Below are 26,182 nucleotides of genomic sequence, written 5' to 3'. Positions count from 1 at the left end.
CTGACGACACGTTTAATGCCTTGAAGGCAGCTATGGAAAAGCTGCCTAAAGTAAAAGTTGATAGTGCATCGCCCACAACAAGAACAGTTGCAGCCGAGATTGGTATGAGCCTTTGGTCTTGGGGCGAAAATATCAGTATTTCGGTTGTTCCAGTTGAAGGCGGATCTGGCGTTACTGTCAAGTCGTCATCTAAGGTCAGGGCAAACGTATTAAACGGGGGCAAAAATGCAAAGAATATTGCCAAGATAGTCGATGCCCTATCGAAGGAGCTCGAGCGGTATCCGCAGGTTTCACAGACTATTGAGACGCTGGCGGATAGTGGTTGATGTAGTTGCAAGGCTTGAGAGGCTTGCAGCACTGCGTGAGAGTGGAGTACTTACCGAGGAAGAGTTTGCTGCAGAAAAGGCAAAAATCCTTTCGTAATCAGACACGATGGTTGGATTTGCATTCTATTATTGAACTTGTTTATACCAGGCTGAAAACATCGTGTGTAATAAAGGTGCGTAGTAGCCTCGTCTTGATTGGCGGATGTAAATAAACGGTGGAACGGCTGTAAAAGAGCCTTGCCACTGGGTAAAATCAGGATGTGCCGCGGAACCCGCTCCTCAGTCGGTCAACTTTGGAAGCGCGGGCAACGCAGGTACTATCGTCTAAAGGGCCGGGTGCGACCGGCCCTTTGCATGACTCCCTTCGCTATCCGTTACTGCTTATATTCCCGCCAGATCGAGTAGAGGTTCCGGACGATGCCGGTTACATACATCGAGAGGCGCAGGATTTCAAGAAACAAGTTCATAGGCTTCACCCCAATCGGAGATCGGAGCGTTGCCCGCAGGCGGATTCCGCGGCAGTCGTAATTCTACCTCACAGGCCGCGGCGGGAGACATCCTACCCGCCCCATGGCTTGGAGCAGTGTCGATCTAACGGGCAATCAAGCCTCTAGTTCTCTTTGAATTGAGCAAGCATCTGCCCGAAGAAGCTTAGTTCGGATGGCTCATAAATGATCGAACCGCCGTCCGCGGTCCTGTAGACCCCGCAGGGGAGGTAACGCCCGTCGGGGAGGACATAGAGGCTGGCTTCCTCCTTCAGTCCTACTGGAAATAGCGGAATCCCGTTTTCGTCCACTTGGAACTCGTCTATATTTGCGATCTTCCTCTCCATGATGCCTCCTGCCTTATTTCTTGAATGGCGCCTTAAAACAGGCAGCTCTCAATCAGCTCTTTGCCGCGCAGAGTGTCGATCCACTCCTGTGGGATGGCTTTGAGACCGTATGCCGTGCCGGCGAGGGCGCCGGCGACGGCTGCGGTGGTGGCGGTGTCGTCGCCTAGGTTGACGGCGGCAAGCACGCAATCTTCGTAGCTGTTAGTGTTGACGAAACACCAGGTGGCTGCCTTAAGCGTGTCGCGCACGAAGCCACCCGACCTGATCTCCTGCTCAGGCACGCCTTTCAGATGGAGCGCCCACGAGGGGAGCACGTCGTTCATCACATCCCTCATCAGCTCGACAAATATGATGCATGCGTCGGTCGACGTTCTGTGGGCGTGCGTAATCGCGGAGACCTTGCTGACCTCTTCGTCTGTCGCATCGGTGAACGCCAGGGGAGCGATGCGCATGAGCGATCCGTTGCCGTTGTCGCGCTCGCCGGAGCCTCCTTTGCCGGTGCGCGGGGCGCGGGCGGTCGTACCGCCGTAATCGAAAACGCCGTCGATCGTATACTCGCCACGGGCAATCCAGCTTACGAACTTGTCGCGCATGTCCGCGGTGTCGATGTGCCCGAGCTCCCTAATCGAGTCGCAGGTAGCAAGCGTCATAGATGTGTCGTCGCTCCAGGTGCCGGCGGGTTGCCCATGCGTGCCGTAGCCGATCATGTCCGTGCATTCGAACGTACCGCGGGGCCTGAACTCGTAGGGAACGCCCAGCGCGTCACCGACGGCAAGCCCATAGATGCAGTCGCGCAGTGTTGTTTTCGGTCTGTCTGTCATGGAAAGCTCCTCTTATCCCGGGTGATGTGGAGCGCCGTCGGGGGTATCGGTCGCAACGTGCCGCTACCCTTGCGCTTCGCCATTAGTCGCTTCGTTGATGGCGCGGTACTCGGCACTCAGCTCGCGCGCCAGCTCTTCCTTGCTTGGAAGATACGGCAGGTATTTGGCGGCAAACACTTGGTCGTTGTCTTCGGGCAGCGTGTACTCGACGATCGAATCGCTTTTGTCCGCGCAGAGCACGATGCCTATGGGCGGATTGTCGCCTTCGTTCATGAGCTCGCGCGTGTAGTAGTTCACATACATTTGCATCTGGCCCAGGTCCTGGTGCGTAAGATCGTCCGTCTTAAGGTCGATGAGCACGAAGCAGCGCATCAGATAGTTGTAAAACACAAGGTCAATATAGAAATGGCGCCCATCAAAGGTGATGCGCCTTTGGCGCGCCTCGAAAGCGAAACCACGGCCAAGCTCCAGCAGGAACTTCTGAAGATGCGTGATGAGCGCCTGCTCTAGATCGCTCTCGCGAAACGCAGTATCGTCCGAGAAACCTAAAAACTCCAGTACATATGGGTCGCGGATGATATCCTCGGGGCGACGAGCCGGGGCGCTCTTTTGGATTTCCTGGGTGACGGCCTCCTTGTCCTTGCTGGCAAGCAGGCGCTCGCGGAACATGGTGTTGATCTGGCGCTCGAGCTGACGCGTGCTCCAGCGAGAATCGGCACATTCGTTCATGTACCATGTTCGAGCATCAGGGTCGGTTATACGCGATAACCTGCGGTAATGTGTCCAATTCAATTCGGAACGCAGCGCGTTCCGAATTGGGAACGCAAGATAAAACTGACGCATGTATCTTAAGCTTCTGGCGTTGAAGCCTCTGCCAAAATCCTTAGTCAATCTAACGGCAAGTTCGTCGATCAGTGCATCGCCATACTTGGCGCGCTCCTCTCCGCCCTGTTCATCAACAATACTCTTGCCGATCTCCCAATATGCCTCAACCATCGCAAAGTTAACGGCGGTATAGGCCTTGTCGCGAGCGGCGTTGAGAATCGAGGAAACCTGCTTGTAAAAAACTTCTGGCACGATTGCCGATTCCCCGCGGTTTGCCAGTTCACTCATCAATATCGCCCGACTTTCCTCTTGAGGACGCATCTTTATTGCATTTAGTTTAAAGACTCGTACGGACACGAATCGCTGCGCTGTCTGGCAACTTCGCATGGGGGCCTTGCGGTGACTAAAATTTGGCAATAGAGACAGTTTTCACGAACCCCATGGGAGTGACATGCATGGACAACAACACCTTGCTGTTTCAGGACAAGGGCTCGGGTAGATTTAAAGACGTCAAGATCTACCCCAACCGTATCGAGGTGCTCAGGAAGGGCACTTTCGGCGGCAAGCACACCGAGATTGTCTATCTTAAGGACATCACGGGCGTCAATAGAATCAAAGGCCGTGATGTTTTTCTGCGTAACAGGCTGTTGACCGCTTGCGTCTTTAGCCTGAGTAGCCGTGCGAAGGCCCAGGAATTTGTGAACGCGCTGAGCATGGTGATGTAGCCGATAACGGCGTTCGGTCCAAGGTAAAAATCGGGGCGCAGAACGGTATTCTGCGCCCCGATTGAGTTGATGCGCCCAAAAAACTGGCTTGCCTATTCGTTAACGTCCTCGGTATTGTCGCGGTCACTGGCAAGCATTGCTGCGCCGGCGACCGTCGTCGCTACGGCGGCGGCAGCGAGCCCGGCGGCAACGCCAGAACCGTCGCCCGTGTTGGCGAGCTTTCCGCCCGAGCTCTTGCCCTGGTCTCTCTTGTTGCCCTTGCCGTTCTTGTCGGCGCTGCCTGCGTTGGAACCCGTGCCGCTGCCGTTGCCGCCCGCACTGCCCGAGGCCGCTACGGTAAAGCTTGCGGCTCCGTCGCTGGCGAGCGTGTAGTTCTGCGCCGCGTCGCCCAAGAGACCGTTCACGCGCACCCAGTACGTTCCTGCGGCAAATGTTTCGCCCTCGGCCATTGCCGTGCCCGGAGCGCCGTCCGCGTCGTGCACAAACTCGAGCTGGGCCGTGCAGGCATCGGTTTCGAGCTTGCCCTCGAGTGATGCCGCAATCTTGGCGCGCACGTCTTCGCCGGCCTTAAGGCCTTCGAGTCCCTCAAAATGGGGCGTCAGCGCGCGTGGATCGATATCGATGGGCACAGAGCCCTGCAGCCCCGTAACGGTCTCGTTGCCCAGGGCGTCGACATCCACGTATTCAATGGCAAACGCATGGCCCGAAGCTGTCGCGTTGAGCGCGTTGCTGCTGTCAGCAAGGCGGAAATGACCCTCGCCAACGGTCTTGCCATCCTGGAATGAGGCATCGCTCAGCGAGTCGCCGTACGTCATGCGCATGCGGGTCGGGAGATAGTACGGGAGATAGTACGAAGCCGTCTGCTTGTGCTCCGTATCGTAATTGCGCTGGTAGATGCTCCGGGCCAGCGCCGCATCAACAAAGTCGGATGCGATGATGCCAATGTGCTTGAGGTAATCTGACTTTGTATCCTCGGTGCCGCTGGGGTTGATGTACGGGCTCTTATACAGATGCTCGTTGACTACTCGTGCCGAGGTAAAAGGATTGCCTCCGTGCGACAAGCCCGTGCAGCTGGTGTAGTTGATAGACCAGCAGCGCTCCAGGACTTGCTCCTTGGCCCCGTTATCGTCCTCGACATCTACCTCGTTGCGCGTGCGCCCGGTCGTTTCCTTCAGCGCATTATCGACCCAGCTGAGCTTGTCGGTTCCCGTGAGTTTGTACTTGTCCTGGGCGTATACCTTGGTGCAATAGGGCTCTTTGTCGCCTGTTTCCCCCGCGGCTTCAAAGCCCCGCGCGTCTTGGACGAGACACATAGTGGCGCTGTCGGAGTGAGCCTTGATCTTGTCATCCCATTCGGTAAGGTCGAGGCCCCACGTGTGGCCGCTTACACTGTTGCCGGCGAGCCTAAATCGACGCAGCAGAACGATCTTTCCGCGCACCTCGTGTAGCGTGGGGATTCGGCTCGACGTATAGAACAGTTTGGGGGTTGTCGTCCAAAACCTTGGCGAAAGCCGTCGTAACACTTTCGTCGGTAGCCTCGTCGTTGCCTCGTGATACAAGCATGATGAGCGCTTCTGTCGGGTTTTCGTTCAAAAACGTTTTGAAGTAGCCTATGACATCGGAAAGATGCATAAAGTACGCGTCTTTTTTGAGCAGGTAGTAATCCCCGTGGTCGATACCGGGGTCGTCGCCCTTTCCGAGCCGGATATCAAAATAGCGAATGCCTTCGAGCAACTGCGTGGGAATGTAATCCTGCTGGCATTTTACTTGCGAGGATTGGGGCTCAGTGTCGTTGTCCACGCTGCAGGTGCCCGAATCGTGCGTACCCGGGATGCTCAGCTCGTCGAGGAACTTGTTGTCGTCGACGTATTTCATCCAACATGGCCCATCGACGTAGCTGCTGTACGTGATCCAGTCGAGGCTGCTAACCGTGACATCGTTCTTTTTCATGTCGTAACCGATGAGTTCGAGCTCCCACGGAATGCTCTTACTCTTATGGCAGATCTTATTGTTGTCCTGGTCTTCGCCGTTCGATTCTATTGCCAGGTACTTAATGTCTTTTTTCTCGGTTTCTTTCTCGACCGTGCGGTCTCGGATGATATAGGTTCCGTTTGATTGACGCTCGAACGCAAAAGCGCGGCTGGGCTTGTTGTCATACTCGCCGCCCCATACGTGGATGACCTTTCCATCTTTGTCAGAGTCGTCGTCGACCGACCAAATGCTGTAGCCCGTCTTTTTATGCTCTTCGAAATTGAGCAAGGTGCGGATAGCATACCAGTTTGTATCGTCATTCTTGGTCGTTACGTTCTCAAGGATGAGCTTGCTGGACGTGCCGTCGTTAAACAGGTGGCAGACGTTGCCGCGAACGTTGCCGTCTTGGTTGACGCTCGCGGTGCGAAAATAGCCCGCGGGGCGAAGGCGAATGACGAAATTACCGAGGTGCTCCGCCGGTTTGGGCGTGTCGTCTGCAAATGCCGCTCGCAGGGGAATGCCCGGTGCCGCGGTTTCTGGCAGGCTTGCAAGCGGCGACAGCGCCGCAAGACCTAAGCCCAGCGTAAACGCTCGGCGACTGATGGCATGATGTTCGGCCATGACTCCTCCATTCGCGGGGTGCGGTTATGCGATAGTTTTGGTCACTATACTGCCCAGATGTTTAAAGATGCTGGTTTAATTGTCTGCGCGGCGCAATAAATCGGTGGGCGGACGTGTTGGGGTGTTTATCGTTTTCGTACTGTTGCCACATTTGGGGCGGTTCCGGCGTCCGGCATCCTCGCGTTCGTCGGCTACCGGCATAAGAAAGGGAGGGTCGGTTTACCGGCCCTCCCTGGGTACGAAGCGCTGGGGTACCGTCGCTTGTTTGCACTGCGACCGTGTTTCCCGTTGCGCTCGCCAGTCGCTTAGCGCTTGATCTCGATATCGTCGAGCTTGACGTCCATGGCCTCGGTCTTGGCCTCGGCGATGTCGTCGGCAAATTCCAGAGACTTCATCATGGTCTTGACGGCGTCCTTGTGCTCCTCGACATTGTCGATGCTCACGTAGACGCTGCCGCCGCCTGCTTCGGTGAAGTACTCAGTCGTCACGCCGCCCGAGTGTGTATAGGAAGCGTTGCGCCAAGTCTTGCCGTTGTACTTGACGGGGTCATTCTCGGTCCACTCAAAGTTGGCCTTCCATTTGGCCTCGTAGTCGAACAGCTCGTCGGCGTTCTTGTCGGAGTCGAAGACAGGGATGAAGCGATCGCTGGCGTGCTCGCTCTCGGTGAACTTAAACTGGGCCCTATCGGCGGTGTCGCCTGCGACGTCCGTGATTTCGACGCCCTCGGGCACCTCGACCTTAAACCAAATGAAGTCGGTCCTCATGTCCACGGCTGGCTTTTCTGCTCCGCCGCCACCGCCACTGCCGGCAGCGCCACCGCTTCCACCGCAACCCACCAGGGCAACTGCGGCAAAAAGACTCATGCAGAGGGTGAGAATCGCAAAGGCCTTCTTTTTCATGGTCGTGTCCTCCTCGATCTGTAACCGCCCATGGATTACCTGCCTTTACTGTACGCGTGGGCGGCTCGCTAGGGTGGGCCATGTGTCCCATTCTGAGGGCCGGATTTGCGCCGTTAAGTGGCAATATGCTCGGACGCAAAAGAGGGGAGGGCCGATGCTGTCGGCCCTCCCCGGGGTTGGGTGCCCGTTGTTTTAATGGGGCGCGTGTACGCGGGTGCGCATAGGCACGTGCGGGTGTCCCGTTACTTGATCTCGATGCTCGAAATCTCGACTTCGCGTGCCTCGTCAACTGCTTTCTTCATGTCGTCGGGGAACTCGATGGAGTTGAGGAGCGTCTCGGCTTCTTTCTTGTGCTGGTCGAAGTTCGAGATGAGGACGTAGACGCTTCCCGGCTCAACGTCGGTAAAAAGCATGGTTGAGATGCCGCTGTTGTCCTCGTATGTTCCGACGAGCCACGTCCTGCCGTTATACTCGACGGGGTCGCCATCCTCCCACTGGAACGTTCCAGTGTGCCTTTCGGCCTGCTCTGCAAAGGACTCTTCGGCCGTCATCTTCTCTTGCCAAACGGGGATGAAACGGTCGACTGTGGTGTTCTCGTTCTCGGGGAAGGTGAGCTGGACCCTGTCGGCATTCTTGCCGGCGGAGTCGCTTACGCCGACGCCCTCGGGCATCTCGACCTTAAACCAGATAAAGTCGGTCTTCTTGGCGACGGGGGCCTTTTCCTTGCTCTCGCTCTTGGCGGTGCTGCCGCTTCCGCCCGATGCGCTCCCGCCGCAGCCGACAAGGGCAAATGCGGCAAAGAGGGCGATGCAAAGGGAAAGAATCGATAGGGTCTTTTTCTTCATGGTGGCGTCCTCCTTGTCTGCCGATGACATCACGGCGCCGCATGCTGTTGGGGTACTGATTGCGCTGGCGGCGGATGTCTCTGTGTGCTGTGCGGCTTATGCCTCCGTTCATTGCTTGTGGCCGTTGCCCGGCCGTGCCCCAACGGGTTCCTTACTTATAGATATGCCCCAGCTTGTGCTGCCCGGGAGTCTCGAAAGGTGGGCCATGTGTCCCATGTTTGTGTCGCTGCCGCCTATCGTGTGCCATAGAAATCCGCGATGGCCAGGTGCGCTGACGCCCATGTGCTTATGGGCTAGACTTAGCACCATTACGTGATCGATGCGGTCGGTCGGCGGTTGCCACCCGACCGATGTATATGACTTGAAGGTGCATGTGCATGAGCCAAGAGATGATGGACAAGACCTGCCGCGGGTTTGCCGAGGCGCTGGCCGCGCGCGAGCCGGTTCCCGGCGGTGGCAGCGCGAGCGCCTTTGTGGGCGCGCTGGGCGCCTCGCTGTGCGGAATGGTTGCCCGCTACGGTGCGACCAATCCCGCGCTTGCTGATCGTGCGGATGACCTGACGCGTGCGTTTGCCCATGCTGATGAGCTGGCCCAGGAGCTTGTCGAGTTGGTTGCCGAGGACGTTCGTGCCTATGGGCAGGTGTCCGCGGCGTACGGTATTCCGCGTGACGATCCGGCTCGAGCGACCGCGATTCAGGATGCGCTGCATGTGGCCGCTATGCCGCCGTATCGCATTATGGATGCCTGCGGGCGTGCGCTGGCGCTGCTCGAGGACATGGCCGACAAGGGTTCGCGTCAGCTGCTGTCCGATGTGGCGTGCGGCGCCGTGTTCTGCCGTTCCGCTATGCAGGGCGCGAGCTTGACGCTCTTTGCCAACACCACGTCTATGAAGGACCGGGCGCGCGCCGAGGAGCTCGAGACCGCGTGCGATGAGCTGCTGGACACGTGGTTGCCGCGCGCCGATGCGCTGGCGCGCCGCGCCGCCGACGCTGCAAGGAAGAGAGGATAGCCATGGCTGAACTGCTGAAGGGCGCTCCCGTCGCCCGCGCGTTGACTGAGGAACTTGCTGCTCGCTGCGTGGCTTTGCGCGAGCGCGGCGTTGTTCCGACGTTGGCTATCGTGCGTGTGGGTGAACGCGAGGACGACCTATCCTACGAGCGCGGTGCGCTCAGGCGCTGCGAGAAGGTTGGCATTGAAGCTCGCCGCGTTTTGCTTCCCGCCGATGTTTCGCGGGACGAGCTGTTGGCGGCCATCGAGGACATCAATACCGATTCGTCTGTTCATGGCTGCCTGATGTTCCGCCCGCTGCCCGCCGGCCTTGACGAGGACGCGGTTGCCGCGGCACTCGATCCTGCCAAGGACGTTGACTCCATGACGCCGGCTTCGCTGCTCACCACGCTTTCGGGGCGCGGCGAGGGTTTTGCCCCCTGCACAGCCGAAGCCGTGCTTGCTTTGCTGGATCATTACGGCGTTGAGCTGGATGGGGCCAAGGTCGCGGTGGTCGGGCGCTCGCTGGTGATCGGGCGTCCTGTTGCCGCCATGCTTACGGCGCGCAATTCGACCGTGACAACGTGCCATACGCATACGCGCGACCTTGCTGCCGAGTGCCGTGCTGCCGACATTGTGGTTGCCGCCGTTGGACGCGCGCGTACGATTGGCGTGGATGCGGTTCGCGAGGGCCAGACGATCATCGATGTTGGCATTAATTGGGACGAGGCCGCTGGCAAGCTGGTGGGTGACGTCGATTCTGATGCTGCGGAGCCGGTCGTTAACGCCATCACGCCCGTGCCGGGCGGCGTGGGCGCTGTGACGACGGCGATCCTCGCCAAACACGTGATCGAGGCGGCCGAGCGCGCATCGAAATAGGCGTTTTGGGCTGTTTGAGGGGTTAGCTCTATACCCCGTGGACAGAAAATGCCAAATATGAGTACTGTTGCCAAGATAGTCACATATATTTTAGGCCAAATAGGCTCTCTAACGATATTTATTATCGATAGAGAGCCTATTTTATTGGACCTATGAGGAATTACATCATCTAATTTTTGAACAAATGTAGACTTTCGACACCCATACGTAGCAAAATTGCTGTTACTAAATTGGTGACAGTACTCATATTTGGCATTTTTTGACCACAGGGGTTGCCAGCGCCGTGGTTTCGCCCTTTCTGCGCCGAAGCGATACACTGTTATCGTTTGATTTCTTCGCTCAAGGAGGATGCGCATGCCGTGCACAACGATTTTGGTTGGTAAGAACGCGAGCTACGACGGGTCGACGTTGGTCGCCCGCAACGAGGATTCGTCCAACGGGGTGTTTGAGCCCAAGCGTATGCGTGTGGTGCATCCCGACGAGCAGCCGCGCGTCTATACGAGCGTCCTGAGTCACCTGACCGTTGAACTGCCCGATAACCCCATGCGCTACACGAGCGTCCCCGATGTTGTCCCGGGCCACGGCATCTGGGCCGAGGCCGGTTTCAACGAGCTCAATGTGGGCATGTCCGCAACCGAGACGCTCACCACCAACGAGCGCGTTCGCGGCGCCGACCCGCTCGTCGACTACGTGCCCGCCAAGGGCAACGAGGACGAGGACGGCTATGTTCCGGCGCAGCCCGGCGGTCTGGGCGAGGAGGACATGGTGACCCTGGTGCTGCCATATGCCAAATCCGCCCGCGACGGCGTACGCATTCTGGGTGACCTGCTCGAGCGTTATGGCACCTACGAGAACAACGGCATCGCCTTTAGCGACGTGGACGAGATCTGGTGGCTCGAGACCATCGGCGGTCACCACTGGATCGCCAAGCGCGTGCCTGACGACGCCTATGTGACCATGCCCAACCAGCTGGGTATCGACAGCTTTGACCTGGATGACGCCGAGGGCGCCCAGGCCGATCACATGTGCTCCGCCGACCTGCGCGCTTGGATGGCCGAGTGGCATCTGGACCTGACGCTGGGCGTCGAGGGCGACGGTCCGGCCGCGGTCTTCAACCCGCGCGAGGCCTTTGGCTCGCACAGCGACAGCGACCACGTCTACAACACGCCGCGCGCTTGGTATATGCAGCGCTGCCTTAACCCCAGCGATGTGTGGGACGGTCCCGAGGCCGACTACACGCCCGAGAGCGACGATATTCCCTGGAGCCGCGTGCCCGAGCGCAAGGTGACCATCGAGGACATCAAGTACGTACTCTCGAGCCACTACCAGGGCACGGAGTACGACTGCTACGGCAGCAAGGGCACGCCCGCCACGCGTGGCGCCTATCGCCCCATCGGCATCAACCGCAACAGCCAGCTCGCTGTGCTGCAGCTGCGCCCCTATGCGCATCCGGCCTACCGCGCCGTGCAGTGGATGGCCTTTGGCTCCAACTCGTTTAACGCGCTGGTTCCGCTGTACGCCAACGTCGAGACCATGCCCGAGTACTTTGCCGACACGCAGGCTCGCGTGACGTCCGAAAACTTCTACTGGGCCAACCGCCTGATCGGCGCGCTGGCCGACGTCCGCTTCCATGAGTGCGGCCGCGCAGTCGAGGATTATCAGGAGAAGGTCGGCGGCATGGGCCACAAGCAGATTCATGACGTCGACGCTGCCGTAGCCGCTCTGCCCGAGGCCGAGGTGCCTTCCGAGCTTACACGCGCCAGCGAGGCCTTTGCCGAGCGTGTTCGCGTGGAGACCGATGCCCTGTTGGGCAAGGTGCTCTACACCACGAGCTGCGCCATGAAGAACTCTTTCGCGATGAACGACAACGTGAGATAGGGATTTCCCGTCGATCGAATAGCGCTTAAACGCTTTGTCGCTTTCACTCAATCTTGGGTACAAGAACGCCAATGCAGTTGTTTGTGATTGGAGACAACCATGGTTATGAAACTCGATCAGCTTGTTAACGGCGCCATCAACGTGGGCTTCGGCGCCGCCGCCGTTGCCGTCGAGGGCAGCAAGAAGGTTCTCGACGACCTTAACACCAAGGGCGAGCAGGTGCGCAAGGACGCAGGCGCCCCCGGTATCGCCCGCAGTGTGTCCGACATGTTCGAACAGGCCGGCGGTACCATCTCCGATCTGACCGAGCGCTTGGGCATGCAGGGCGAGACCGCGGCCCAGCGCGTGCTCGACGAGCTCATTCTGGCTCGCGTCCGCGTCATGACAGCCCCCGAGCGCACGGCCTTCCTGGCCCATGTGCGCGACATCGTCGATTCGGTCGAGGACAACGTGACCTCGGTGCCCGTCGAGTCCGTTGAGCCCGACGATGCGAAGGATACCGAAGAGGCCGAGTAGCAGCGCAGATGGCAGATTCCACCACCGATTACAACAATCTAGATCCCTTGGGTGACGAGGCGGCGGTTGTCGATGAGGTCGATGCCGTCGTCTCGGGCGCTCGCAAGAAGCCGCGCGCTGTCGATATGGTCCCCGAGGAGCCCGACGCGATGGCGCCGGACGAGGAATACCAGCTCACGCCGGCGGGTCGCCGCGAGCGCATCGGACAGATTGTTCGCCTGGTCAAAAAGTACCGCGTGTGGGATAACCTCACGCCGGTTCGTTTGCGCCGCCTGCTCGAGGAACTCGGCCCCATGTTCGTCAAGATGGGGCAGATTCTGGCCAACCGGTCCGAGATTCTGCCGCAACGCTTTTGCGACGAGCTGCGTCGTCTGCGCTCCGACGTGGAGCCGGTGCCGTACGAGGTCGTACTCAGTTGTCTGGAAGAAGAATACGGCCTGCGCCTGGGGGAGATGTTCGATGCGATCGACCCCAATCCGCTTGGTAGCGCATCGCTCGCGCAGGTGCACCGCGCTCGTCTGGTGACGGGCGAGGACGTGGCCGTCAAGGTGCAGCGCCCCGGTGCGCAGCAGGTTATGGCACAGGACATCGATATCATCCGCTCGGTGGTGCGTATCGTTTCCAAGTTCGTCAACACCGACCAGTTTGTTGACTTACACGCCGTCGTCGAGGAGCTGTGGGCCTCGTTTCGCGAGGAGACCAACTTTTTGGCCGAGGCCAAAAACCTCAACGACTTCTACGAGTTCCATAAGAGTGTTCATGGCGTGACGTGCCCTAAATCCTATCTGGACCTGTGCACCGAGCACGTGGTGGTTATGGACTACGTCGACGGCATTTCGATCGCCGATCCTGAACGCTTGGTGGCCGAGGGCTATGACTTGGAAAAGATCGGTGCCGCAATCGTCGAGGACTACTCGACGCAGGTGCTCGATGACGGCTTTTTCCATGCCGACCCGCATGCGGGAAACATTATTCTCAAGGACGGCATCGTTTACTTTATCGACTTGGGCATGGTCGGACGCATGTCGAGTCACGATCGCGGTATCGTCAAGGACATGATTTTCGCCGTGGCCGAGGGTGACGTGCCCAAGCTCAAGGATTCGCTCATGCGCTTCGCCGTGACGCGTGGCGACTCGGCTGAGCTCGATCATTCGGCCTTTTTGTCCGATCTTGACTTTATCGTGGCTGACTTTGCGGGCCTTGACCTGAAGGATCTGGATATCGGCGAGTTTTTGACCTCGCTGTTAAACCTGGCGCGCAAAAACGACGTTGAGCTGCCGAGCGTGGTAACGATGTTCGCCCGCGGCATGGTGACGCTCGAGGGCCTGCTGACTGAGTATATGCCCAACGTCAACATGATCCAGATAATCCAGACGCATATCAAAAACGAGAAGAGCACCTATGCGCGCGTGCGTGATATGGGATGCGATCTTGCCGCGAGCAGCTATCGCGCGGCAAAAGGCTCGCTCGAGGCGGCCGAGTATCTGGGCTTGGCTTCGCGTATGCTCACACGCGGCCAGCTTAAGGTGAACACGCAGATCATGAGCAGCGATAAGGCGCTGCGACAGCTGGGCGGAATTATCGACCGCATGTCGATGGCAATTGTGATTGCTGGCCTGTTTATCGGTTCGTCGGTGGTGTACTACGCGCGCATCGAGCCGGTTGTGTTTGGTATCCCGGTCATTGGCTTTATGGGCTACGTCAGCGCACTGGTGCTGGCGCTTATGCTGGGCCGCAATATCTGGCTCAACAGTCACGGCGGCAAGCACTAGAGGCCGCGACCGTCACCGCATTTTCCTATCGCAAACAATAGCTTTTACCTTGGGCTTCGCCTGCGTGCGAGGCCCTTTTGCGTGATACCATTTTGACGGTAATAATCGATGGCCTAGATGGTGGTGCGGAGACGCATGAATGCGCGGTTTACCTGCGCGTTTGGGAGAATTGGGGTGCAAGTCCCCGGCTGTACCAGTAACCGTAATTCCTCTTGGCTCGGGATGTTCGCGTCGCAGATCGGACGACGTGCCCGAGTCGTTAAGGTTAAGTCGGATCGCCTCCCATCTTGCATGCGGCTGCGGCGTATGCCGCCGGTGTGCATAGGGCTCTGGAGGGAAGGGGGACCCCGATGGGGGAACTCGAGCGCAACATGCGCGATGACGCGGGGCAGCCTCAAGGCAACGCTCCGAGTATAGACAATGGGGGACAAATGGATATGTTTGAGGACGAGCGCGAGCGCGCCTCGTTGCATCGCCGTGGCGCGATTGCACGCGGTGTAGCCAAGCGCTGCCTGGTGGCATTCCTGGCCTTCGCGATGGCCTTTGGCACCACACCGGCTCAGCTGTGGGCCGAGGGCGCCGAGGGCATTGCCGGGGCTGTGGCTCAGGCTGCGACACCGAGTGAGGGCACGGGGGCTGCGGACGGTGCTGCCGACCAGGGCAAGGCCGAGGTTTCGGATTCCGGGAGCGCGCCTGCAGCCAGTGCCGCCACAACAGGGGCAGCAACTGGCGACGAAGGCTCGGTGACGGGGGAGAACCCTACCGCGAGCGAGCAGTCTTCGACGACATTCGCTGGCCAAGCAGGATCTGCCGCCGCGACTGCCGTCCAGACAGAGAACCCGACAGAAACCGGCGATGTCGCCAAGAAGCAAGTCGAGGTCTCGTTCTCGATTATCGGCACCGATGCCGACGGCAAGGCTCAGACCTGGGTGGCACCTACGCAACTCAAGCTCGACGAGGGCGCGACGGCTGCGGACGCCTTCGTTAAGCTGCAGCAGAAGACGGGCTTCAAGGCAGACTACGATGCAAACACGGCATACGGGTTCTACCTCAAGAGCATTACGTCCCCGACAGATAGCCGCACGCTTGCCTACGACGCGACAACTGGTGCCTTCTGGCAGCTCTTTGTTGATGGTGCGTCTTCCTCGGTTGGCGCGAGCAGCGTCAAGCTCACCCAGGGGCAGAAGATTGAGTTTGCCTATACGGCTGGTAGCTCGTCCCCTGTCGTTAAGGACCAGGTTGCCGCAAATGTGACCGTCATTGGTCGCGATGCCCAGGGCAAGACTCAGACTTGGGTCGATAACGCGCAGTATGTGGTGACGTCCGGCTCGAGCGCACTTGACCTTACGAAGGTCGCGCTCGAGGCGAATGGCATCGACGCCGTTGCTGCAGGCTCCTTCATTCTGAGCCTTAAGTACAACGGCGTTGAGCTGGGTACGCCGCTCGATTATTCGACCTCTTGGCAGCTGTTCATCAACGGCAAGTCGAGCGACTACACGGCGGACAATGTCACCATTCATGCCGGCGATACCGTTACGTGGTTCTACGGTGGCTGGGGCGACCAGTTGCCCTCTGATTCCGTCCGTGCTTCCGTTCAGGTGCTTGGCAAGGACAAGGACGGCAAGCAGCAGGTTTGGGCTTCGACGGGTCAGATGAGCCTCAGGGCAGGCTCCACTGCTAAGGATCTCCTTGAACAGACTGGTCTTACTCTCGATGCTAGAGAAGAGCCTTGGGGTTGGTACCTCAGCGGCATTACCTCGCCGCTTGACGGTAAGATCTATGAGTATGATCCTGCGACCAAAAGTTATTGGCAGTTCTATGTAAATGGCAAGTTCGCCCAGGTCGGGGCCGGCAACTACGAGCTCCAGGAGGGTGACGCCGTCACCTTTATGTATGGTGCTGACGCCGATGCCCTCCCCGGTCAGGTTCTTGGATCCGTTGATGTTATCGGTCCCGATGTCAACGGCAACAATACTCGCTGGGGCTCGGCAAGCAATGTTTCCCTGCCCGAAGGCTCTACGGCCCAGGACCTTATTGAGACGGTTCTGAAGGCGAAGGGCGTTACGTACAACGGCTCCCAGAGTGGTGAGTACTGGTTCCTCAATTCCATTACTTCGCCGTTCGATCACAAGCCGTATGGCTGGGATGCTGCGACCAATAAATATTGGCACTTGTATATCAATGGAGAGCCCTCCTTACTCTGCGCCAATCAGATTACGCTCAAGAGCGGCGATAAGGTTACGCTTGCCTATACCACCGACGATTCGGCCATGCCCGATCCCGACAAGATTGTCGTGGACCCGAGTGCGACGACTCCTGATTGGGATGCCGAGTGGGCCGGCTACGGCAACAGTGGCAACGGTTCGACCATAACGGATGCCAAGACGCCTGCGCAGGCCGCCGGTCTTAAGTGGGCCTTCGATTGGAAGGCCGAGTCTGGCCAGCAGTATGCCAACTGCAGCGAGCCTGTCATTGCTAACGGTTTTGTGTACATCGCGACCGAGAACGAGCTCATTAAGATCGATTCGTCCACGGGCAAAAAGGTTGCCTCTGCGCCGCTTGCCTCCAAGGTGAGCTACACCTCTCGTCCGATTTATACCAACGGCCTTATCATCGTTCCGCTCAACGGCGGTGCGGTCCAGGCGATTACTGCAGACAAGCTGATCTGCAAGTGGCTGACGCCTGGTTTGACGGACTTGACGCAGAGCTCCTGCACCGTCGTTTCGGACGGCGAGTACGTCTATGTAGGCACGGTCGATATTTCGTATGACGAGAACTACAACGCGACCTACGGCAACGGCTCCCTGAAGCGTATCAAGATTGCCACGGGCGAAGTCTCTTGGCAGAACATTGACCCTTCCGAGGGCTATTATTGGACTGGCGCTGCGCTGACGGATAAGTACACCATTGTTCCTACGAGCGCGGGCACGCTTAAGTGCATTGATAAGACGACGGGCGATGTCGTTTCGACCGTGAAGCTCGGCGCTGTCGCAAATGCCGATTGCATTGCCGATCCGTCCAATGGTTCGACCTTCTATCAGATGACGCACGACGGAAAGCTCCACGTGATTTCGCTTTCGGCGAAGGGCGTGCTGAGTGAACAGAAGACGGTTGATCTGGGCCTTACGAATAATCTGAGCGCCCCTGCGGTGTCTGGTGACAATCTGATTGTCGGCGGACAGACGGCTACGGGCTCTGCTCTGGTTCTCTATAACCTGAAGACGGGTAAGACCACGATGGTCGCTGCTGCCGACGGCAAGGCGCTGCCGGCTGGCCTCAACGGTATTGCTGCTACTCCGCTGGTGAGTGTTCAGGGCGGCAAGACCTATGTGTACTTCACCGTTAACAGCGCGGATAGCAAGGATTACGTCAACTACTCTGCTGGTGGTGGCGTGTATCGCTATACGCTCGGCGATGCAGAGGCGACGCAGATTTATGATGCGGCTGGCCATTACCAGTACTGTGACTCTCCGGTCATTGCCGATGCTTCTGGCAATCTCTACTACATTAATGATTCGGGCACGCTGTTTAAACTTGGAGCTGTCGAGTCTTGGACGGTTGCCTTTAACTCCAACGGCGGGTCTGCTTGCGACACTAAGTTTGTTGCTACGGCCGATGGCAAGCTGGTCAAGCCGGCCGATCCGACGCGCGATGGCTACACTTTCGGCGGTTGGTATACCGATGAGGCTTGCGTGCAGGCGTATGACTTTAGCACGCCGGTGACGGCCGATCTGACGCTGTATGCCAAGTGGACCAAGAATGCCGTTAACCCTGGCGGTAATGGCGGCGCTGGTTCGAATGGCGGCGGCGGTTCTGGTACCGGTACTGGTTCCGGCACTGGCGCTGGCGCGGGTTCTGGCTCCGGCTCGAAGGGCGGCGCTATCGCCCCGGGTCATAAGCCGACGACCAAGACGACGGTGTCGACCAAGACCGAGACCAAGGACAACAAGTCCGACAAGAAGGGCTCCGATAAGTCCGATAAGAAGGACGAGAAGAAGTCTGACAAGAAGGACAGCAAGTCCGACAAGAAGTCCGATTCCAAGTCCGATACGGGTGCTGCTTCCACGACCACTGCTAAGAAGTCCTCTAGTGCTTCCGAGCAGGAGACTGGCACCAACCCGCTCGCCATTGTTGGCGTTGCCGCCGGCGTTATCGGTCTCGCCATCGTCGGCGTGTTCGTGTTCACCAAACGTCGGTAGGTGAGGGCTGTGTCCAATAAATCCAAGGACGCTGACCCCAAGCAACCAGATTCCTCGTTCATTCAGTTCGACGATGCAAAGCAACAGGGCGCCGCTTCGGCGGCGTCCGCCCCTCGTCGGAAGGCGCTCCTTGGCGTTCTGACTGCCGCGTGCACCATTCTGATCGTCGTCTCGCTGGGTTTCGTCCATCCTTCCGAGAGCGGCGCCTGGTCCATCGACTGGATCATTCAGACCGTGACGGGGGAGAGCATCGTCACCAAGGACACCAAGGCGTCTGGCTCGACTACGACTTCGGGCGAGGCCAGTTCCAAGGATTCCAAGTCATCGAATGACGCAAAAGATGAGTCCAAGTCCAAGGACGATTCCGGGTCTTCAAACAAGGAATCGGATAAAAGCTCGGATAGCAAGAAGTCCGAGGACCAGGACGGCAAGAAGTCTGGCGATAAATCCGCTGCCCAAAATACGGGAGCCGGCGATACTTCCAATGTGTCTGGCGGTGCTTCTTCGGGCGGCGGTCAGTCGTTCGATGGAGCCTCATCCTCTAATGGCGGAAGCGCTCCCTCGGGCGGACAGGGCGGCTCGCAGGAGTCCAACTACGTAACGGTAACGGTTTCGGTCACATCGAGCGCTGTGGGCAATCCTGTGTCCTCTGGTGGCACCTTTACCTTTAACGAAGGCGCTACCGTCTACGATGCCCTGTGTGCGCTGGGCCTTTCTGTCAACGCGCATGGCTCGTCGTACGGCACGTACGTTTCCGCGATTGGCGGTTTGGCCGAGAAACAGCACGGCGGCACGAGCGGCTGGATGTACTCCGTCAACGGCACATCGCCCATGACGGCGTGCAGCAACTACGTTCTCTCCAACGGCGACAACGTGGTTTGGTATTACGTGACAGGCTAGAGGCCTCGACATAGCGCGCCAGACGGGCGGTCCGGACAAACATCCGGGCCGCCCGTTTTTCATGCGAATGGGACTGGGCCGCCGGGTCTCTCGGCAAACAAAAAACCGGTTGGAATGGGAATTCCAACCGGTTATACATTCAAGCAAATAGTGATCGACTACGACCGTGCACCCTCGAGGAAGAAGCGGCGGCTGAAGTAGTTGTACCAGGTGACGAGGAACGTTGCGATGGCCTTCATGGCCTGGTAGCCGATGCTCAAAAACGTGACGCCCACAAACATGTACAGGTCGTTGAGACCCAGACCAATCACCGACAGGATGGTGAAGATCGTGAACTCGCGCTTGCGGCTCATGCCCTCGCGATGGTCGAACACGTACTTCATGCTGAGCCAGTAGTTAACCACGACGGACGTGGTAAACGAGACCGTCGTGCTCATCAAAAAGTCGAGGTGGAACAGCTCGACGAGCGCAATAAGCATGCCCCAGTCGATGCCAAAGGAGATAAGACCTACGACAGCGAACTTGAGGAACTGCTTGGTATGAGGTTGTGCCAGTGCCTTACGCACGTAATCACATCCAATGCGTTGATGAATCGAACAGAGGATACTTTAGAGCTTTTGCAAGGGAAACGTAAGGTCTTTGCCAAGAACTATACGAACTCGCCAAATTTTCAAGAGGTAATCCGCAAACGTTGAAAATTTGCCCGTAAACGAACGATGCCCACGGGCGATACTGTGCTGAGCGCGCATTGTCCGTGGGCATCGTAAGGCTGTAAGGTTGCGAGTTACTTGGTCTCGTCGCCTTCCAGGAAGATCTTTCGGGTCACAAAGTTGTAGACCATGACAAGCGCGGTGGCGCAGATCTTGGCGATATTGGCCTCGAGTCCCAGGCCGGCGTTGAGTGTCAACACGATACCGTCGTTGAGTGCCAGGCCGATCACGGACAGCACGACAAAGATAATGAACTCGCGGCGGCGGCTCATGCCCTCCTTGTGTGCAAACACGTACTTCATGCTGGCGAGGTAGTTAAAGATGAGTGAGATGATGAAGCCGCTGGTGTTGGCGATTAGGATGTTGAGGCCCAGACCGTAGTGGAGCAGATTCATAATGCCAAAGTCGATGACCGTGGCAATGACGCCGACGACGCCAAACTTCATGATCTGCGCAAGGAGCTTTTGCATGGTACCTGCCTTATGGTGGCGCCGGGGCGCCGCGGGGATGACAAACTCAGCAAGTTTAGCCAATCCCCACGGGTGGTGCTAGGCGCGCTCCTCGATAGCACCGTTTCTATATGCATCGAGCAGCTGACGCAGGTCTTGGATCTGGCCGCGGATCTTGGCACCGGAATCGGTGTCGCTCACCATGCGGCGACGGTCTGCTTGGTCAAAACGGTTGGTCTCGCTCTCGATGTCCACGTTGCGTGTGAGTGCCTCGGCAACCGTCGTAAAGGCCCGGTGCGACTTGAGGCGGCAGCCGCGCGAGCTCGAGATGAGCGTATAGCCGGCGATACCCGTCTTGGGATGGTAAGCGCGGCAGAAGCCGCCATCGATGACCAGCAGCTTGCCCTCGGCGCGGATGGGCTGCTCACCCTTGGTGGTTTTAACGGGCGTGTGGCCGTTGATGATGTGGCCGGTCGGTGAACATGCCATGGGCGCGACGCCAAACTCGCGCATGATGTCGTCGCAGACCGAGGGCGACTTGGTAAGCGTAAAGTACGGGTCCATCGGCTCGACCCAGGTGCTCTTATCGGCGATATAGGCGCGCTCAAAGGTACGCACCAGGCGTCCGCTGGCGGGTGAGTTAAAGCCAATCCACAGGTACCACATCCAGTCGAGAGCGTCGCGGTCGCCCACACGCCAGGCGCGGCGGGCGATGTAGTCGCAAAAATCGAGATAATCGCGGCCAGTGTGCCAGGTGCCCAGGCAGTTCATGCTGCTAAAGGTGCCGTCTTCGTTGAGTGGCACGCAGCCATGGAACAGCAGGTTGCCGTTGGCAACCTTGTACATCGAGCCGTGGGAATAGAGGAAATCGATATGGCGATGCAGGTGATCGGCGGTGACAAACTCGGACACGAGCTTGTCGATGATGTGCTGCTCCTGAGACGTGAGCGTATAGGGGTTCGCCGGGTCGACGGTGGGGAAATCGTTGGTCGTGAGCGGCCACACGCTGCCGTCGGCGAGCGTGACCGTGCCGGTGTCGTGTTCGATCTTGTCGAGTAACAGGCGGTCGGTCATATCGAACTCGGGGTGGCGCTGGATAATCTGACCCTCGAGCTTAAAGAGCAGCACGTTGATGGCCTTGATCAGCGGGGTGATGGACTCACCGGCGGTGTAGGTGGCATCGGCAAAGGCGACAAGCTCACGCAGCGAGATGCCGTAGTCGTTCTCCAGGATCTCGTAGTTGTCGTAGCGTAGGTTGTTGCGCAGCACCGTGGCGATGCAGGCGGGCTCACCGGCCGCAGCGCCCATCCACAGCAGGTCGTGGTTGCCCCACTGGATATCGAGTGAATGGTAGGTGAGCAGGCGGTCCATAATCTTGGCCGCGCCGCCGCCGCGGTCGAAGATGTCGCCCACCAGGTGCAGGTGGTCGACGGCCAGGCGCTTGATGAGCGAGGCAAGCGACTCGATAAAGTCGTCGGCGCTGGCGGTCTCCAGAATGGACTCCACGATGCGCTCGTGATAGCGCACGCGATAGTTGTTCTCGTCCGGATGCGTGTGTAGCAGCTCGTCGATGATGTAGGCGTAATCGCGTGGGATGGCCTTACGCACCTTGGAGCGCGTATAGCGGCTCGAAAGCGAGCGGGCGACCATGATGAGCTGGTCAAGCATCGTCTTGTACCAGGTGGGCGAGTCCTCGCGCTGGCTGCGGACCAGCTCGATCTTCTCGCGCGGGTAGTAGATGAGCGTGCACAGCTCGCCCTTCTCGTCAAAGGAGAGCGTTTCGCCAAAGATTTCGTCGACATGCTCGCGCACGACGCCCGAGCAGTTGTTGAGGATGTGCATAAAGGCTTCGTACTCGCCATGCACGTCGCTCATAAAATGCTCAGTGCCTTTGGGCAGGTTGAGGATGGCCGAGAGGTTGATGATCTCGGTAAACGCGGATTGCTCGGCGGGAAACTGTCTCGACAGCAGGCGCAGATACTTGAAGTCTTGCGGATTGCGATCGAATGCGACCATGAAACACCTTCCGATAGGGCTGGTAAAACTGATAAACAGCGTCAAACGTTTATCAGTATGCGCCGCTTTTGTTTCGATTGGGGATGGGCGGCCGAATTGTTAGCCGAACGGTTTGGTAAATCGATTTAGTGGAGGTAGATATGGCGGTTAAGTGGAGACGATAGAGGGTGTTTTCTCAGATATTTATGCGTGGGGTCGGTGGAAACGATGGTGGTAAAGATGTTCGCTATTTTTGGTTCGATTTGGTAAATAGTGGACATATGTACCGTATGTAGGCTCACTGTGCGATAATTTGCGCAGCAATGAGTAAGGAGCCTCATATGAGTGATTTTGTCCTGACCTGTGAATCCGCCGCCGATCGAACTCGGGAGTTCTTTGAATCGCGCAATATCCCTGTCGTGTGTTTTCATTACGAGATCGACGATGTTGTCTATACGGACGATCTGTATCAGTCGATTACGCCGGACGAGTTTTTTGCCCAGATTGCCGCAGGCGCCATGCCCAAGACGTCTCAGGTGAGCGTGGGTGAGTACGAGGAGTTTTGGGAGCCGTTTATTGCCGAGGGTAAAGACGTGCTGCACCTGGCGTTGTCGTCGGGTATTTCGGGCACGTATGGATCGGCCTGCGTTGCGGCGCAGATGCTCGCGGATCGCTATCCCCAGGGCGGCAAGGTGCGTGTCATCGATTCGCTGGCGGCGTCTTCGGGCTTTGGCCTGTTGTTGGAATATGCCGCCGATGTGCGCGATAGCGGGGCTTCACTCGACGAGACGGCTGCCTGGATCGAGGAGCACAAGCTCAACCTGCACCACTGGTTCTTCTCGACCGATCTGTCGAGCTACCTGCGCGGCGGTCGCATTTCGGCCGCGAGCGCGATCATCGGCACGGCGCTTAAGATTTGCCCGCTTATGACGGTCGATTGCGAAGGTAAGCTGTCGCCACGTGAGAAGATTCGCACTAAGAAGCGCGCGATTTCCGAGATGGCTAAGACCATGATGGCACACGTACAGGACGGTGCAGATTATTCGGGTAAGTGCATCATGTCGCAGTCGGCGTGCCGCGAGGATGCTGAGGCGGTCGCGGCACTGATTGAGGAACAGGTTCCGCAGCTTAAAGGCAAGATTGAGATCAATGACATCGGTACTCTGATTGGCTCGCATACCGGACCTGGTACGGTGGCGCTCTTCTTTATGGGCGACAAGCGCGTGGATTAACGTTCGTGGGCTGGCTGACAGTTTTAACCGCTGCGCCTGTCCCTCCTGACATTCGATAACAGCAAGGCCCGTCCCGTTGTTTGTGGGGCGGGCCTTGCTGTTGCGGCTAGCGTTTCTTTCCGCGGAAGAAGAAGCCGTGCAGTGACGGCTTGAGGCCGCGGTTGGCGCGATGCTCCTCGACGCGCTCGTGGATCGAAGCGACGCGCTCGATGACTTCGTCGGGAATCGGCACGTCGGGATTCATGTTCTCGACCTGGCTGACCTCGGCGGCGGCGACCTGGTCGATAATGGGCACATCGTCGCGCGAGATGACAGGTGTGGCGTCTTCCTTCATCTTGCGATAACGCTGCATCATGTCGGTCTGTAGCTGCTGGGCCGAAGGCGGCGTCCAGATGATGGCGTTGGCGCCGGCGGCGATGGTCTCACGGATGCTCTCGGGCGTCTTGCCGCCCGGCGCGATGAGCGGCAGGTTGGGATAGTGCTCGCGCAGTTCACGCAGGACCTGGGGTGTGTTTTTGCCGGCGGCGATGTTGAGAATCTTGGCTCCGGCGCGCACTTTGGCATGCGCATCATCGTCGCAACGTACGACCGTGGCGATGACGGGGATGTCGGCGATGTTGGTGATGTGCTCGACCATCTCGGCAGTGGCGGGGGAGTTGACCACGCAGCCCGCCGCGCCCTGCATCTCGGAGACGGCTGCCATCTGCACGGAGCGCTTGCCGGTGGTGGTGCCACCGCCCACACCTACAAAGACCGGGCACTCGGCGACGGTCAACAGTGCCTGCGTAATGGCCGGCTGCGGCGTGAAGGGGTAAACGGCAAAGACAGCATCGGCATTGGAGTTGCGGATGACAGCCACGTCGGTGGTGTAGATGAGCGACTTGATGCGGCGGCCGAAGAGCGTGAAGCCGCTGGCCTCCTCGATCTCGTCGGGCATGCGAAGGGCAGCCTTGCGCAGACGTCCGTCGATGGGCAGGGGCTCCATGGGGAGCAGTCCGTTGGGGGTCACGGCTACCTGGGGCTCGGTGAACTCGTCTGCGAGCTCGACCTCGGAGAAATCGACCGAGGCGACGATGTCCTCGTGTACCTCGGCGGGCACATCAATGGGAGCTTGGTCGTTTGCCGCGGCAGGCGTGTCGAAGGAGCTGGTGCCGACGAAGGCGTCGACGCGCTCATTTAGATCGTTGAGGGTATCCATGGAGGCTCGATTCTATGTGATGACGGCCGGCGCGATGCAGCCGGAATAGCGAATGCTAAATCGTTTGACGAGTTGATTTTTCCCCGCTGCGCCATCCGTTAGACCGAAGGGCCGGCGAACGTGAAGGAGCTGTGGTGGCGGGGATCGAGGTGCTATCTTGAAAGTCCCGTTTAAAAGAGAGGTGACGCGGTATGGAATTGACAGCAATGTTTGGCTCGATTGGCCTGTGTGTGGGCGCAATCGTTGTCGCCGCGGTCATCTACTTTGTGGTCACGGCCATTAAGGGCAAAAGGGCCGAACGCAAGGAGCGCACGATGCTTAAACAGCATCGCGACCAGCAGGGCAAACGCGCACGGAGATAACTTGTTGAGTTTTGGATCCGTGCGCTAGCTGCGTTTTCGGATCAGGGCAATGTAGAAGCCCTCAAAGTCGCGGCTAGGCGGAATGGTGAGCGTGCCGGGCAGGCCGTTGGCGATGGCCGATACCTGACCGGCGGCAATGGCTTCGGTCAGAGCGTTGGACTCGATGCGCGGCTCCTCACCAGCTTCCTGGGTGCGTCGTGCTTCACTTTCGCTTGGCGTGCCGTCGAGGGGGATGAGCTCGCAGTCCATATGCTTGTCGAGGGCCTCTTGCAGGGCGTCCTCGTTTTCCTGCGGCAAAATCGAACAGGTCGAATAGACGAGCGTGCCGCCCGGTTTGAGGGCACCCATGGCGCGGTCCAGAAGTGCTCGCTGCGAGCGGGCACACTTGCTCAGCAACTGCTCGGTGAGGCCGCGCAGGCTTTTCTCGTTGCCACTGATGACGGTGCCCGTGCCGGTGCAGGGAGCGTCGAGCAGGATGCGGTCAAAGCGGAAGAACTCGTCGAGCTCGCGTGCGTCGATGCGCATGACGGGCACGTTTTTGGCACCTTGGCGGTGGAGGTTGGACTCAAGCTTTTCGGCGCGGGGAATGCTCATCTCGCAGGCCGTGAGGTGTGCCTGGCCCTGGGTGAGGGCGGCGATCTGCGTCGTCTTGCCGCCGGGGGCTGCGCACATGTCCAAGATGTCCTCGCCGGCCTGAGCGCCTAATACCAAAGGCGGCATCATGGACGACAGACTTTGCAAGTAGATCTTGCCGTCGCGGTAGATGTCGAGATCCCACAGATCGGAAACCTGGGCCTCGGGCAGGATAAAGGCGTCTGGGTACCAGGCGACGGGGTTGTGGGCGATGCCGGCGGCACCGAGCGCCGCAGCGATGTCCTCGGCGGTCGCCTTGAGCGTGTTGGCGCGCAGCGTGACCGGGCGTGTGGCCGCGGCGCCGAAGCCCTCGATCATGAGCTCGGCATCGGCGGGCGCATAGGTGCCGGCGACCGTGTCTACCATAAAGCGCGGCAGGTCGGCGGCGGAGTGTTGGGCGGCAAGCTGGTCGGAAAGCTCGGTGGCAGCAAACTGCCTAAGCTTGAGCTCGGGCTTAACCTGCTTTTTCTGCTTACGACGACGCGGCTTGGACATCCGTCTTTCCTTCCACCTAATTGATTATTCTGGGACGGGGATTAAAAAATCATTTAATCCCCGTCCCAGAAAGACTACTTTGCGGCGCCCGGGAATGATTTTTTAATCCCC

Annotated in this window: 23 protein-coding genes; 11 read left to right on the top strand and 12 right to left on the bottom strand. The window is 58.6% G+C overall.

From position 1 onward, the window contains the following. Positions 1-32: 32 nt before the first annotated feature. Positions 33-326: a hypothetical protein gene (locus tag AAAX31_RS04845; RefSeq protein ID WP_349076355.1), complete on the top strand. Its 294-nt coding sequence runs from the start codon at positions 33-35 to the stop codon at positions 324-326. Positions 327-936: 610 nt separating this feature from the next. Here the strand turns inward: AAAX31_RS04845 and AAAX31_RS04840 are convergent. From AAAX31_RS04840 to AAAX31_RS04830, 3 genes are all read right to left on the bottom strand, one after another. Next, positions 937-1,158, bottom strand: coding sequence for a hypothetical protein (locus AAAX31_RS04840; RefSeq protein WP_055250924.1), 222 nt, complete (start codon positions 1,156-1,158; stop codon positions 937-939). A 32-nt stretch (positions 1,159-1,190) separates the two neighbouring features. Next, positions 1,191-1,979 (bottom strand): ADP-ribosylglycohydrolase family protein, encoded by a 789-nt coding sequence (locus tag AAAX31_RS04835; protein ID WP_349076353.1) that lies wholly within the window; start codon positions 1,977-1,979, stop codon positions 1,191-1,193. Positions 1,980-2,042: 63 nt separating this feature from the next. Beyond that, positions 2,043-3,125 (bottom strand): PDDEXK nuclease domain-containing protein, encoded by a 1,083-nt coding sequence (locus AAAX31_RS04830; RefSeq protein WP_349076351.1) that lies wholly within the window; start codon positions 3,123-3,125, stop codon positions 2,043-2,045. A gap of 134 nt (positions 3,126-3,259) precedes the next feature. Between AAAX31_RS04830 and AAAX31_RS04825 the strand changes: the two genes are divergently transcribed. Further along, on the top strand, positions 3,260-3,529 hold the full coding sequence (locus AAAX31_RS04825; protein WP_349076350.1) for a hypothetical protein: 270 nt from the start codon (positions 3,260-3,262) through the stop codon (positions 3,527-3,529). Positions 3,530-3,621: 92 nt separating this feature from the next. Here AAAX31_RS04825 and AAAX31_RS04820 read toward each other — a convergent pair whose 3' ends face one another. The 4 genes from AAAX31_RS04820 to AAAX31_RS04805 all read right to left on the bottom strand — a co-directional run bounded on the left by AAAX31_RS04820 (position 3,622) and on the right by AAAX31_RS04805 (position 7,865). Further along, positions 3,622-4,968 (bottom strand): hypothetical protein, encoded by a 1,347-nt coding sequence (locus tag AAAX31_RS04820; RefSeq protein WP_349076349.1) that lies wholly within the window; start codon positions 4,966-4,968, stop codon positions 3,622-3,624. Beyond that, entirely contained in the window at positions 4,934-6,121 is a 1,188-nt protein-coding gene (locus tag AAAX31_RS04815) for a phosphatidylinositol-specific phospholipase C domain-containing protein (RefSeq protein WP_349076348.1), read from the bottom strand. Before AAAX31_RS04815 ends, AAAX31_RS04820 begins: the two co-directional genes overlap by 35 nt. 305 nt (positions 6,122-6,426) lie before the next feature. After that, positions 6,427-7,020 (bottom strand): hypothetical protein, encoded by a 594-nt coding sequence (locus AAAX31_RS04810; protein WP_117797829.1) that lies wholly within the window; start codon positions 7,018-7,020, stop codon positions 6,427-6,429. Positions 7,021-7,262: 242 nt separating this feature from the next. After that, complete coding sequence (locus AAAX31_RS04805) at positions 7,263-7,865, bottom strand: hypothetical protein (protein ID WP_118335111.1); 603 nt, start codon at positions 7,863-7,865, stop codon at positions 7,263-7,265. A gap of 377 nt (positions 7,866-8,242) precedes the next feature. Here AAAX31_RS04805 and AAAX31_RS04800 point away from each other — a divergent pair, with 377 nt between their 5' ends. The 7 genes from AAAX31_RS04800 (at position 8,243) to AAAX31_RS04770 (ending at position 18,997) form a co-directional block, all read left to right on the top strand. Further along, entirely contained in the window at positions 8,243-8,875 is a 633-nt protein-coding gene (locus AAAX31_RS04800; RefSeq protein ID WP_158551631.1) for a cyclodeaminase/cyclohydrolase family protein, read from the top strand. A 2-nt stretch (positions 8,876-8,877) separates the two neighbouring features. Then, entirely contained in the window at positions 8,878-9,732 is an 855-nt protein-coding gene (locus AAAX31_RS04795) for a bifunctional 5,10-methylenetetrahydrofolate dehydrogenase/5,10-methenyltetrahydrofolate cyclohydrolase (RefSeq protein ID WP_117776776.1), read from the top strand. Between the two features lie 354 nt (positions 9,733-10,086). After that, a complete protein-coding gene (locus AAAX31_RS04790; RefSeq protein WP_349076347.1) occupies positions 10,087-11,610 on the top strand; it encodes a C69 family dipeptidase in 1,524 nt (507 codons plus the stop codon). A 99-nt stretch (positions 11,611-11,709) separates the two neighbouring features. Further along, positions 11,710-12,126 (top strand): hypothetical protein, encoded by a 417-nt coding sequence (locus tag AAAX31_RS04785; RefSeq protein ID WP_117639744.1) that lies wholly within the window; start codon positions 11,710-11,712, stop codon positions 12,124-12,126. 8 nt (positions 12,127-12,134) lie between these two features. Then, a complete protein-coding gene (locus tag AAAX31_RS04780) occupies positions 12,135-13,898 on the top strand; it encodes a lipopolysaccharide core heptose(II) kinase RfaY (protein WP_349076346.1) in 1,764 nt (587 codons plus the stop codon). Between the two features lie 431 nt (positions 13,899-14,329). Then, positions 14,330-18,097 carry a DUF4430 domain-containing protein gene (locus tag AAAX31_RS04775; RefSeq protein ID WP_349076345.1) on the top strand — a complete coding sequence of 1,256 codons (3,768 nt, stop codon included), beginning with the start codon at positions 14,330-14,332 and terminating at the stop codon, positions 18,095-18,097. A gap of 9 nt (positions 18,098-18,106) precedes the next feature. Next, positions 18,107-18,997, top strand: a complete 891-nt coding sequence (locus AAAX31_RS04770) for a DUF4430 domain-containing protein (protein WP_349076344.1) — start codon at positions 18,107-18,109, stop codon at positions 18,995-18,997. A gap of 158 nt (positions 18,998-19,155) precedes the next feature. Here AAAX31_RS04770 and AAAX31_RS04765 read toward each other — a convergent pair whose 3' ends face one another. The 3 genes from AAAX31_RS04765 to AAAX31_RS04755 all read right to left on the bottom strand — a co-directional run bounded on the left by AAAX31_RS04765 (position 19,156) and on the right by AAAX31_RS04755 (position 22,172). Further along, positions 19,156-19,563, bottom strand: a complete 408-nt coding sequence (locus AAAX31_RS04765; protein WP_055250894.1) for a GtrA family protein — start codon at positions 19,561-19,563, stop codon at positions 19,156-19,158. A gap of 218 nt (positions 19,564-19,781) precedes the next feature. Next, positions 19,782-20,177 (bottom strand): GtrA family protein, encoded by a 396-nt coding sequence (locus tag AAAX31_RS04760; protein WP_006235398.1) that lies wholly within the window; start codon positions 20,175-20,177, stop codon positions 19,782-19,784. Between the two features lie 78 nt (positions 20,178-20,255). Beyond that, positions 20,256-22,172 (bottom strand): fructose-1,6-bisphosphatase, encoded by a 1,917-nt coding sequence (locus tag AAAX31_RS04755; protein ID WP_349076343.1) that lies wholly within the window; start codon positions 22,170-22,172, stop codon positions 20,256-20,258. Between the two features lie 320 nt (positions 22,173-22,492). Between AAAX31_RS04755 and AAAX31_RS04750 the strand changes: the two genes are divergently transcribed. Then, positions 22,493-23,383, top strand: a complete 891-nt coding sequence (locus AAAX31_RS04750; protein ID WP_349076342.1) for a DegV family protein — start codon at positions 22,493-22,495, stop codon at positions 23,381-23,383. Positions 23,384-23,489: 106 nt separating this feature from the next. Here AAAX31_RS04750 and AAAX31_RS04745 read toward each other — a convergent pair whose 3' ends face one another. Beyond that, complete coding sequence (locus tag AAAX31_RS04745) at positions 23,490-24,581, bottom strand: hypothetical protein (protein WP_089572116.1); 1,092 nt, start codon at positions 24,579-24,581, stop codon at positions 23,490-23,492. 191 nt (positions 24,582-24,772) lie between these two features. On the opposite strand from AAAX31_RS04745, the gene AAAX31_RS04740 reads away from it, so the two are divergent. Continuing rightward, positions 24,773-24,943, top strand: a complete 171-nt coding sequence (locus tag AAAX31_RS04740) for a hypothetical protein (protein WP_349076341.1) — start codon at positions 24,773-24,775, stop codon at positions 24,941-24,943. Between the two features lie 24 nt (positions 24,944-24,967). Here the strand turns inward: AAAX31_RS04740 and AAAX31_RS04735 are convergent, their stop codons facing one another. Next, positions 24,968-26,071, bottom strand: a complete 1,104-nt coding sequence (locus AAAX31_RS04735) for an RsmB/NOP family class I SAM-dependent RNA methyltransferase (protein WP_349076340.1) — start codon at positions 26,069-26,071, stop codon at positions 24,968-24,970. Positions 26,072-26,182 lie beyond the last annotated feature (111 nt).

Source organism: Collinsella sp. CLA-ER-H5 (assembly GCF_040092375.1).
Lineage (GTDB): Bacteria > Actinomycetota > Coriobacteriia > Coriobacteriales > Coriobacteriaceae > Collinsella.
This window is presented reverse-complemented; position numbering and strand designations above follow the sequence as displayed.